Here is a 12,081-nt window from a genome sequence, read left to right as displayed (position 1 = left end):
GAGGACTTTATCAGGTTTTGGTAAGGTCTTTTTTGTTGCAAAAAGAATGTCAATTGCATTTGTTGTTTTATCGTCATATTGCTAAAATTTGATTGCAATTTTTTGATGATCCTGCTTTTTGGACTCAGTAATGGTAAAATAAACTGCAATGATAAAATTTTGGAGTTCAGTAAATGTTAGATAAAAATAAGCAAATTTGGTTTATCGGAATTAAAGGAACTGGAATGGCTTCTTTAGCTTTAGTGTTAAATGATTTAGGTTTTAACGTAGCTGGCAGCGATATTAAAAAGTATACTTTTACCCAAGAACCGCTAAAAAAAGCTGGTATTGAAGTTAAAGAATTTAGTGCGAATAATATTAAAAATTCAGGACAAGTCATCGTTAAAGGAAATGCGTTTAAAGTTGACAACGTAGAAGTAAAAACTTGTGAAAATAAGAACATTACCTGGCAAAGTTATCCTGATACAGTCGAAGAAATTATCAAAATGCATACCAGCATTGGTGTTTCGGGAACTCATGGTAAAACTTCTACTACAGGCCTTTTAGCTCATGTATTGGGTGAAGCTGCACCCACTTCCTATTTAATAGGTGACGGTGAGGGCAAGGGTGTTAAGGATTCTCGTTTCTTCGTCTATGAAGCAGATGAATATCGACGTCATTTCTTAGCCTATCATCCAGATTATCAAATTATGACCAACATTGATTTTGATCATCCGGATTATTTCAACGATCAGGCTGATTATACTTCAGCTTTTCAAACTGCAGCAGATCAGACTCGAAAAGGACTATTTGTCTGGGGTGGTAATGAAAGATTGAGAGACTTGCATTCTGATGTTCCCAAATATACTTATGGTTTTTATGATAATGACGATTTTCAAGCTGTCAATATTAGAAGAACAACTGAAGGATCGACCTTTACGGTTATGACTCATGGCAAAAAAGTTGGTGAGTTTGAAATACATCTTTTTGGTGATCACAATATTTTAAATACCACAGCTGTGATTGCTATTGCCTACACCGAAAAGATTCCTGTAGCTGATATTCAAAAAGGTCTACTTACTTATCAAGGTGCAAAACGTCGTTTTTCTGAAAAAGATTTCGGTGATATCAATATTATTGATGATTATGCTCACCATCCAACTGAAATGAGAGCAACAATTCAGGCTGCACGACAAAAGTTCCCACAAAAGAAATTAGTTGTCGTATTCCAACCACATACTTTTTCCAGAACGAAGAAATATGCGCAAGATTTTGCAGAAATATTGCGTGATGTAGACAAGGCTTATGTGACTCCGATTTATGCTTCAGCAAGAGAGGCCAATGGAGATATTTCAAGTAGTGATTTAGTTGCTAAAATCCCTGGTTCTGAAGTGATAGATCTTGATAACATTGCAGATCTTGCTCAAAACAGAAATAGTGTGATCGTCTTTATGGGAGCTGGCGACATTCAGAAATATGAAGATGCTTTAGAAAAGTTACTGTAATTTAACTTTATAGCTTTACTAGAACCCTAGTAAGGCTATTTTTGTGCGCAAAATTTATGATATTTTGTGAAAAATAATGAAATATAATTAAATAAAATGAAAAATAATGATTGATAAATGAAATTAAATGAAATATAATAAAAATGTAAACGATAACAAATGAAAAGAGGACGAATTGATGAAAGAAATAAAGACTGCAACAAGGTTAAATGCTTACTTGCCACATTATGACAATAAGATTGATAAGGTTTTTGGTGAACTGAAAAAAGTTGGAATTAATTATGTAGATATTAATTTCCCTCAACAGACTATTGGGATTCCGGCACGAGACATGAAGAAAATGTTAGACGAAAACGGTTTGCGTCCTAACGGAATGGAAATGAGATTTGAAGGTCATTACCTTAACGGTGATCTCGGGAATTTAAACGATAAGATCTATCAGGATGCTATTGAAATGTGTAAGCAGGCAGTGGATTATTGCCGAGAGATTGGCGGTTCAATGATTAATATCTGGAGTGCTCATGATGGTTTTGACTACAGCTTTCAAATTGATTATTTAAAAGTTTGGCATAGAATTGTCCAAGCTTGTCAAGAAATCGCAGATTATGCGCCTGATATTAAATTTAGTATTGAATATAAACCTTATGAGCCCCGTGCCTATGCTTTTGTGGACAGCATGGGAACTTTGGGAATGATTCTAAAAGATATCAACCGTAAAAACTTTGGCGTTCTTTTAGATTATTGTCACATGCTAATGAAACATGAAAACCCGGCTATGGGATCTGAAATTTTTGCCAGTCGTGGTGAATTATTTGGGGTTCATATTAATGACGGCTATGGCGTCCATGATGACGGTTTAATGGTCGGTACCGTTACTCCATTTAAAACCTTAGAATTTCTCTATTATATGAAAAAATATCACTTCGATGGCATGTACTATTTTGACACAGCTCCAGTAATCGAAGACCCTAGTCAAGAAACTAGTAAAAATATCGAAATGTTGAAATACTTTTTAAATCTGCTTGACCGAGTGGGCATGGAAAAAATAGACAAAGTGATTAATGAAAATGATGCAATTAAAGCAAGAGATCTATTGTTAGATTTTATAAAAAAATAACTATTTTAATTTAAAAATTGTATTTTTGGAGGCAAAAAATGGATTACAGAGAAACTGCACGAGGTATTTTGGATGCCGTTGGCGGACCAAGTAATATTTCTAATATGACACATTGTGCAACCAGGTTACGATTGAATTTAAAAAATGAAAATATTGATGATGCCAAAGTGAAGGCAGTAGATGGTGTAATTAATGTTTCAAAGGGTGGTGGACAATATCAGGTATTAATTGGTCTTGAAGTACCGAAAGTTTTTGATGAATTTGAAAAGCTTGTCAATGGAAGTACTGATAATGAAGTTAGTACGCAAATCAAACCTCATGGGTTTAAAGGATATGTCAATGCCTTATTTGCGGCAATTGCTGGTATTTTTTCACCACTGCTTCCAGCCCTTGCAGGATCGGGAATTTTATATGGCTTACTTTTGTTTTGCAGTCAAATAGGATGGATCAGTCAGAAAAGTGGTACTTTTGTCATTTTAACTGCAGCTTCAAAAGCCGTATTTTATTTTTTGCCCATTCTGTTAGCTTTTTCGGCTGCGCGAAGATTTAAAGTCAGCCCTTACATTGCTGCACTAATCGCTGGCGCACTTTTATATCCAGATTTCATTCAATTAATGGGTACCCATGGAAATGGTGCAATGACTTCATTCTTGGGTATTCCAGTTGTTTTAATGAATTACAATTCAACAGTAGTTCCAATTTTAATTTCTATCTGGGCTTATTCATATTTGTATAAGTGGTTAGATAAACACGTCAGCAAAGATTTGGAGCTTGTGGTTGTGCCACTTGTTTGTCTTTTAGTTATGGTGCCTTTGACTGTAATTGTTATTGGTCCACTCGGTGTATATGGTGGTCAATTTGTTGCAGATGTAGTTAATTGGTTAATTAAAAATGTACCACTGCTTGCTGGAGTAGTCGTTGGTGGTGGATGGAGTTTCCTGGTATCTTTTGGAATTCACTGGGCTGTAAATCCAATAATGATTAATAATATTGCTACACAAGGCTTTGATTTTATTTGTCCATTAACCTTTGCCTGCAATTTTGGTGTTATCGGAGCTGCTATAGGAGTTTGGCTTAAAACGCGAAATAAAGAGCTAAAGAGCTTTTCTTTAACCGGAGTAATAACGATTTGCCTTTCCGCAATAATAGAACCAACATTATTTGGTTTACTGGTAAAGAACAGAAAAATATGGGCAGCACAAATGATTGCTGGTGCAGTTGGCGGAGCTTATCTAGGACTAACAAAGGTATTTACAAATGCATTCGTTTTTGGTTCAGTAACAACTTTTCCAGCTTTTGTAGCTAAAAATAGCAATAACTTCTTAAATGCGATGATAGGATTGGGGATTTCTGTAATTGTCGGAATCATTCTTGGTTTTATTGTCACCAAAAAAGATGAGCGTCTTGCTTAAAATAAAGTTAGATGGGGTATAATTAAGGAAGCAAAACACTTATGTATATAAGGAGAAGAGAATAAATTGCTTCCGATCGAAAGACAAAATCAAATCTTAAAAATTTTAGAAAACAAAAATTTGAGCAAACTGGATGAACTTCATAACCAAATACCCAATGTATCTATTTCAACTTTGAGAAGAGATATCAAAACGTTAGAAGATGAAGGAAAAATTGAGTATTTATTCGGCGGGGCTGTTAGGCTAAGTGACGGTTCTGGAGAAGTCGAATTCACAAAAAAGGAACATAAATACCAAAAAGAGAAAAAGCAAATTGCTGCTTTAGCTGCCCAAGAGATTCACGATAGCAATGCAATATATGTGGATTCAGGTACAACATGTACTCTGCTTCTTGATAAAATAAAAAATAAACGGATCACAATTTATACTACGAATACACAAGTATGCCATATTGTTGGTAATTTTAAAGCTGAAATAGTTTTAATAGGTGGCAATTATAACGGTGTCACTTCTTCACTTACAGGCGCATTAACTAATGATTTACTATCTAGGCTCCGTTTTGATAAAGCTTTTTTTGGCATGAATGGTGTTGATATTAATAATGGATATACAACACCACAATTTGATGAAGCAATAAAGAAGCAGCTGATCGCAAAAAGAACATCACAATCTTTTATATTAGCTGATTCAAGCAAGTTTGGCGTATCTTCAAATGTTCAGGCTTTAGAATTAAAAGACGCAATCCTAATTTCTAATGATAATGACTCTCAAATTGCTAAAGAAACAAAGATTATTTGTCCGTAACTAAAACATAAAAGTTAATTAAGATTATATTTAGTAGAAACATCAAACCCAATAGGAGTTTGATGTTTTTGTTTAAAGAAAGTTCTAAAAATCCTATACAAAAAGAGTAATAAGCAAAAACTAAATTATTAATCTAAAGTAGATAAATGATGTTTAACCTGTTTGTTATAAAAACAGTATTATGCAAGATCCGTGCAAAAACTGTTAAAATGGTAGGTAAATAAAGAAACTTGGTTTAATTGTAAGGAGATCTAATGGCTGATAAAAAATTACTTTTAATTGATGGTAATTCAGTTGCTTTTCGTGCTTTTTATGCACTATATCGCCAACTTGAAAATTTCAGAAATCCTGAAGGATTGCATACTAATGCCATTTACACATTTAAAAATATGCTTGATGTCGTGCTAAATGATGTCGAACCCGATCATGTTTTGGTTGCTTTTGATGCAGGTAAAACTACCTTTAGAAATAAGATGTACGCAGACTACAAAGGTGGCAGACAAAAGACTCCCTCAGAATTATCTGAACAACTGCCATACATTCAGGAGCTCTTGCATGACTTGGGTTTGTCTACATATGAGCTCGATAACTATGAAGCCGATGACATCATAGGAACTTTCGTAACTATTGGTGAAAAAGAAGGCTTTAAAGTTACGGTAGTTACAGGTGATAAAGATTTGACTCAGCTGGCATCGCCGCAAACAACAGTTATGGTCACTAAATCAGGGGTACTAAACTTAGAAGCTTATACACCTGAACATATGAAAAAAGTTAATGGTGTTACTCCAACTGAATTTATTGATATGAAAGCCCTTATGGGAGATAATTCTGATAATTATCCTGGAGTAACTAAAATTGGGCCAAAAAAAGCTTCACAACTTATTCAGGAATATGGTACGGTTGAAAATCTTTATGATCATGTAGATGATATGAAGCCATCTAAAATGAAAGAAAACCTTATCAATGATAAGGATAAGGCTCTTTTAGGCAAAAAATTAGCTACTATTGATCGTCATGCTCCTTTAACCATTGGGATCGATGATGTTAAAAGGCGTCCTATTGACTATCAGAAATTGCGCAGATTCTATGAAAAGATGAACTTTCGTAAATTCTTGAGTGAATTAAATCCCGACGGAGAAAATCAACCACAAGATCAATCTGAAAAAACAAATGATAATGATAAAGTAGTTGATTTTACTGAACTTAAAGAAAATGACATCAATAATTTTGCTGTTACTGATGGACAAACTATTACTTTTTATCTGGGAATGCTTGGTGCTAATTATCATTTAGCTGATTTTGTCGGTTTTGCCATTAAGGTAGATAATCAAATATATATTAGCCGCAATGTCGATCTGTTAAAAGAAGCTAAACTTAAAAGTATGCTTGAAGATAAGCAAATTACTAAAAATGTGTTTGATCTAAAGCGAACAACAGTTGGGTTAAATCGTTTGGGTATTCACGCCCGTGGCATTGACTATGACATGCTTCTTGCTTCATATTTGATTAATAATGAAAATAATTCAGACGATATGGGTGAAATATGCCGGATGTATGGTGATAATTCTGTTAAAAGCGATTATGAGGTATACGGCAAAGGCAAAAGCGTTCATATCCCAAAAGATGATCAAGTTTTATTTAGCCATCTAGCTGGTAAAATTGAGGCAATAGAAAATCTAAAAGATACATTACTGGCAAAACTAAAAGAGCACGAGCAGGATGATCTTTATGCCAACATTGAAATACCAGTTGCAAGAGTTTTATCTGTCATGGAAATAAATGGTATTAAGGTACAAGCTAGTACCTTAACTGAGCTGCAAGATGAGTTTGCTGTTGACCTTAAGAAAATGGAACAACAAATCTATGATGAAGCTGGCGAAGAATTTAATATTAATTCTCCAAAACAATTGGGTCATATTTTGTTTGAAAAGATGGGCTTGAAGCCAATTAAAAAGACCAAAACTGGCTATTCAACTTCTGTTGATGTTTTAAACCAGTTAAAGGATGAGAATCCTATCATTGAACAAATTTTGACTTACAGACAAATAGCTAAAATTCAATCTACCTATGTTAATGGCTTGCTAGATGTTATCCAAAAAGACGGTCGGGTTCACACCAGATATTTACAAACCTTGACCGCTACTGGTCGCTTGTCCTCAGTTGACCCTAATTTACAAAATATTCCTACCAGAACGGAAGAAGGAAAGCAAATTAGAAAAGCTTTTGTGCCTAGTGAACCAGACGGTTATATTTTCTCATGTGATTATTCTCAAATTGAATTGCGAGTCTTGGCACAAGTTTCCGGTGATGAACAGATGCAGGAAGCTTTTAGAACGGGTTATGATATCCACGCTCATACGGCCATGCGCATTTTTCATCTTAAGTCAACCGATGACGTGACTCCGCTAATGCGTCGCAGAGCTAAGGCAGTTAATTTCGGTATAGTTTATGGTATCTCTGATTATGGCTTGTCTAAGAATCTTAATATTAGCCGTAAAAAGGCTAAGGAGTTTATTGACAATTACTTTGAACAATATCCGCAAGTTAAAGAATATATGAATAAAGCTGTGCAAGTGGCACGTGAAAAAGGCTATGCGGAAACAATTATGCATAGAAGACGTTATTTACCAGATATTCATGCCAAAAATTACAATGTTCGTTCTTTTGCAGAAAGAACAGCCATCAATTCTCCTATTCAAGGTTCAGCTGCAGATATAATCAAAATTGCGATGATTAACATGCAGAAAAAGTTGGATGAATTGCATTTAAAGACTAAAATGGTGGTTCAGGTGCATGATGAATTAATTTTTGATGTACCAAAGGATGAATTAGAAACAATTAAAAAAATTGTGCCGGAAGTTATGCAATCCGCTGTAAGACTTGATATACCTCTTGTAGCTGACTCTGGATATGGCCACAACTGGTTTGATGCGAAGTAAGGAGTAATTTTAATGCCTGAAATGCCGGAAGTTGAAACTGTTAGGCGAACACTTCTTCCTCTTATCAAAGGAAAAACAATAAAAGAAGTAACTGTATGGTACCCCAAGATTATCACCGGAGATGCTAAAGAATTTGCAAAACAGCTAACTGGAAAAAAGATAGAAAATATAGATCGTTACGCTAAATATTTGCTTATTCGTCTCAGTGACAATTTAACAATAGTGTCTCATTTACGCATGGAAGGTAAATATCGTTTAGTCAAAATAAATACTAAAAAGGACAAACACGACCACGTGCAAATTGTTTTTAAAGATAATTCAGCATTGCGCTATAATGATGTGCGTAAGTTTGGCCGAATGCAGCTGATTAAGACGGGGACTGAAAGGGAAAAAACTGGTATTGGCAAATTAGGTGTTGAACCTAATTCAGCAGCTTTTACCGTTTCGTATCTACAAAATGGTTTAGCGCGTAAAAAGAAAAATATTAAAAACACACTCCTTGACCAATCTATTGTTGCAGGTTTGGGCAATATCTACGTTGACGAGGTTTTGTGGGAAACAAAAATTCACCCGTTAAGTCAAGCCAATACCATTCCAGCAGAAAAGATAGCGCAATTGCACGACAATATTAATTCGTTAATAGAATTGGCAATTGCTGAAAGAGGTACTACAGTTCATACCTATCTGGATGCGAACGGGAAGACAGGAGGTTTTCAAAAAATGTTGCAAGTATATGGACATAAAGGCGAGCCTTGTGTGCGTTGTGGCACACCTCTTGAGAAAATTAAGGTAAATGGACGAGGAACTACTTTTTGCCCTAAGTGTCAGGTGATTTATAAATGACAAAGATTTTAGGCTTAACCGGTGGGATAGCAAGTGGTAAAAGTACTGCAGATGTTTTTTTTAGAGATAAACAAATACCGGTTATAGACTGCGATCAAATTGCTCACGATATTTTAAATAGGGACGAAAAGGGCTATGAACTGGTTTTAAAACATTTTGGTACAAGCATTCTTAAGTCAGATAGATCAATTAATCGTTCAGAGTTAGGACAGATTGTTTTTAACGATAAAAAACAACTTGAAGCTTTAAATGGAATTACCCATCCATTGATTTTTCAAGAAATACAAGCTAAAATTGCGCTAAACAACATGAACAAAAATTCTTTGGTTGTTGTGGATGCACCAGTTTTGTTTGAATCAAATGGTCAAAAATATTGCGATTTTACCTTATTAATTGCAATACCGGAATCACTGCAAATGAAAAGGCTAATGTTAAGGGATCATTTGAGTGAGCGTGCTGCCTTGAAGCGTATTCGCAGTCAAATGCCTTTGTCCCAGAAAGAAAAATTGGCTGATTTTGTAATTAATAATACTGGTACAAAACAAGATTTGAAATCGAAATTAGAAAAATTGCTTCTTAACATAAAAGGGGAGGACTTATATGGAATGTCCTAATTGTCATAAAAATGCCTCAAAAGTCATTGATTCACGACCCAGTGATGAAAATCGCGCAATCAGACGTCGGCGTGAATGCGAAAACTGCGGCTTTCGTTTTACCACATTTGAACGAGTTGAAACTACTCCTTTACTAGTGATTAAGAATGATGGTACTCGCGAACCTTTTAATCGTAAAAAAATTTTACATGGTGTGATGGCGGCTGGTCAAAAACGGCCGATATCAAGTACACAATTTGAAGAACTAGTCGATCATGTAGAAAACAAGGTCAGACAACAGGGGGTTAGCGAGATTTCTTCGAAAAAAATTGGTCAACTGGTAATGGATGAGCTGGCAACAATTGATGATGTTGCTTATATTCGTTTTGCTTCTATTTATCGTGAATTTAAAGATATGTCTAGCTTCATGAAAACAATGGAAGATATGATTGCAAAAAGGGAAAAGGGTAATTAATTATGTTTGAGACAAATAATCCCAAACAGCCTTTTTTCATTACCAACAGGGTGGATATTTTTCCAAAAGATTTGCGCATATTAATTAAACTATATCAACCTCTTATTGGCTCTCTTCCTTTAGCACTCTATTTAAGTTTGAATGAAGATTATAATGCACAGGCAATGCTTTCTGATGCTAAGGGAATTTATACTCTTCAAGAACAGACAGATTGTGATATAAAAAAATTATTTGGTGCGTTGCATAAGCTTGAAGCTGTTGGTCTGATTCAAACGAGATTGCTTGACAACCAGATCATGGGTCATGTTTTGTGTTTCGAAATTAAAAATGTTCCAGCAAGCAGTGAATTTTTTTCAACTGCTCTTTTAGCTAGTTTATTAAAAGAAAAAGTTGGTATAACTGCTTTTAATAAATTAAGTCACGAGTTTGCAAGAGAGGCTAAACAAAACCGGAGCGAATTAAGTGGCATCAAGGGAGCACCCAATATTTCTGCTTCCTTTATGGATGTTTTCCATTTATCCGATCAAGAAGCAATAGATCCTTCAATTGAGGTCAAAGAAGCTGCTCGAGAGAATAATTATTCTGCGAGCGATTATGCTACTGTCAATGATCAAGATAATATTGACTGGGATTTTATGAAACAGCAATTTGAAATTTATCAAATTGCTGGCAGCGAAATTGATCAGAATAGAGAAGCTATTCGAGCTGTCATGCGTATATATGGGCTTTCAGAACAGGAATTTGTCGATGAGGCAATACCATGCTTGCATGGTGACTATCATTTAAATATGCGAGAAATAAAGCAAACTATTGCTAACAGCATTCATGGAAGCGATACTCGCAGGCATTTGCAAGACAAGGCAAAAATACCTGAAAAATTTAATAAAAGTGATAGCCAATTAAATCAAAAAGAACAAAAATTATTGCAAAAAGCTCAGACTGATACTCCAGCGCAGTTTTTATATCATTTAAAAACTGAAAAAAATGATTTTGTTGACGCTAGTGAATATCAAGTGTTAGACAGTCTATATAATGACAAGGGAATATCAGCGGAATTACTTAATATTCTGACATATGCTTGTTTAAAAAGCGGTCCCAACATTTCTTTTCGATTAGCAAACAAAATTTTGCATGATTGGCTGCAACATGGAATTAAAACTGGTGCTCAGGCCTTAGATTACATGGAAAAGAGAAAAAAGACCCAAGAACAAAGGCAGAGCAAGCGCTATAACAGATTTGTTCCCAGAAAAACGGTTGAAAAGGGCACTGATTGGAACAAGCAAAAGCCAAAAGTAAAATCTGATGTCTCAAGTGCGGAGCTAAAAGAATTTTTCAAGAATTTTGAAGATAAAAACGGCATGAAGTAGGTGAAGTAAAATGCAACCCATTAAAAAATTTATGGTTAAAGGACAAACAGCTAAAGTAGAAGACGAGAGTACCGCTAAAATTAAGCAAAAAGTTTTGGCTGAGCCCAAAGTGCAACAATTTATCAATCAGCACCGAGCACAACTTAATGACAGTATAATTGATAAAAGCCTTCCCAGTCTTTTTGAATTTTATCTCAGCCAACATAAAAAAGATCCTGTGACCAAAGGATATTATCCAGATTTGATAATGAATAAAAATGCCATTAGTCTTAAATTTGTTCCTGAAGACAGTAAACTGATTCATGATCAGGAAATTAATATCAAAAAGCACTTGCGTTTAATTAATTTACCAGAGGGATTACATGATGTACGTTTAAGTAAAATTGAAATGACACCAGAAAGAGCAGAAGTAATGACTGCTATTCAGCGCTTTTTATATCGGTATTCACAAGATATTCACCAAAAGGGTCTTTATTTATCCGGTAATTTTGGTATTGGTAAAACGCATATTTTAGCAGGATTGGCAAATCAGGTAGCTGCAATGGAAAAATATGTTGTTTTTCTGCACGTTCCAACATTCATTGCCAGTTTGTCCAGTCATTTTAATGACAATAGTTTACAAAGTGAAGTACAAAAAATTGCTAATTCTGACTTGTTAATATTGGATGATATCGGTGCGGAAAATTTAAGTCAATGGTCGCGAGACGAGGTCTTGGCAGTAATTTTACAGGCTCGAATGGACAATATTTTGCCAACCTTTTTCTCGTCCAATTTTGCCATGGATGATTTGGAGGATCATTTTAAGGAAACTAAAAATGCAATTGAACCAGTAAAGGCTGCTAGAATAATGGAAAGAATACATTCTTTAGCAGCGGAAATAGTAATATCTGGACCTAATCGGCGTCACTAAGTTATAAAAGATGCAGAATAATTTTATTTTTTAATGAAAATATACTTGCATTAAAAAATTATTGGGTTATAATTAACACCAATGAATGAACATGTTGCAATGCAACTCAGAGAGAAAAGCGGTATTCTGGAAGCTTT

10 protein-coding genes are annotated in these 12,081 nt (G+C 34.8%); all 10 read left to right on the top strand.

From position 1 onward, the window contains the following. The first annotated feature begins 173 nt into the window (after positions 1-173). The 10 genes from murC (at position 174) to dnaI (ending at position 11,944) form a co-directional block, all read left to right on the top strand. The gene (murC, locus tag JF76_RS06485) at positions 174-1,484 is read left to right on the top strand and encodes a UDP-N-acetylmuramate--L-alanine ligase (RefSeq protein ID WP_045928326.1); all 1,311 of its coding nucleotides are present in this window, start codon (positions 174-176) and stop codon (positions 1,482-1,484) included. 187 nt (positions 1,485-1,671) lie between these two features. Further along, positions 1,672-2,601, top strand: coding sequence for a sugar phosphate isomerase/epimerase family protein (locus JF76_RS06480; protein ID WP_045928962.1), 930 nt, complete (start codon positions 1,672-1,674; stop codon positions 2,599-2,601). Between the two features lie 38 nt (positions 2,602-2,639). Beyond that, positions 2,640-4,013 (top strand): PTS transporter subunit EIIC, encoded by a 1,374-nt coding sequence (locus tag JF76_RS06475; protein ID WP_045928325.1) that lies wholly within the window; start codon positions 2,640-2,642, stop codon positions 4,011-4,013. Positions 4,014-4,079: 66 nt separating this feature from the next. Continuing rightward, complete coding sequence (locus JF76_RS06470) at positions 4,080-4,817, top strand: DeoR/GlpR family DNA-binding transcription regulator (RefSeq protein ID WP_045928324.1); 738 nt, start codon at positions 4,080-4,082, stop codon at positions 4,815-4,817. 254 nt (positions 4,818-5,071) lie between these two features. Next, positions 5,072-7,756, top strand: coding sequence for a DNA polymerase I (gene polA, locus JF76_RS06465; RefSeq protein WP_045928323.1), 2,685 nt, complete (start codon positions 5,072-5,074; stop codon positions 7,754-7,756). A gap of 12 nt (positions 7,757-7,768) precedes the next feature. After that, a complete protein-coding gene (mutM, locus tag JF76_RS06460) occupies positions 7,769-8,599 on the top strand; it encodes a DNA-formamidopyrimidine glycosylase (protein WP_045928322.1) in 831 nt (276 codons plus the stop codon). Further along, complete coding sequence (gene coaE, locus JF76_RS06455; protein ID WP_045928321.1) at positions 8,596-9,213, top strand: dephospho-CoA kinase; 618 nt, start codon at positions 8,596-8,598, stop codon at positions 9,211-9,213. The genes mutM and coaE overlap by 4 nt, the downstream gene beginning before the upstream one ends. Then, on the top strand, positions 9,200-9,667 hold the full coding sequence (gene nrdR, locus JF76_RS06450; RefSeq protein WP_045928320.1) for a transcriptional regulator NrdR: 468 nt from the start codon (positions 9,200-9,202) through the stop codon (positions 9,665-9,667). The genes coaE and nrdR overlap by 14 nt, the downstream gene beginning before the upstream one ends. A gap of 2 nt (positions 9,668-9,669) precedes the next feature. Continuing rightward, positions 9,670-11,034, top strand: coding sequence for a DnaD domain protein (locus JF76_RS06445; RefSeq protein ID WP_045928319.1), 1,365 nt, complete (start codon positions 9,670-9,672; stop codon positions 11,032-11,034). A 10-nt stretch (positions 11,035-11,044) separates the two neighbouring features. Beyond that, positions 11,045-11,944 (top strand): primosomal protein DnaI, encoded by a 900-nt coding sequence (dnaI, locus tag JF76_RS06440; RefSeq protein ID WP_045928318.1) that lies wholly within the window; start codon positions 11,045-11,047, stop codon positions 11,942-11,944. The last annotated feature ends 137 nt before the right edge of the window (positions 11,945-12,081 follow it).

It is taken from the genome of Lactobacillus kullabergensis, assembly GCF_000967195.1.
Lineage (GTDB): Bacteria > Bacillota > Bacilli > Lactobacillales > Lactobacillaceae > Lactobacillus > Lactobacillus kullabergensis.
This window is presented reverse-complemented; position numbering and strand designations above follow the sequence as displayed.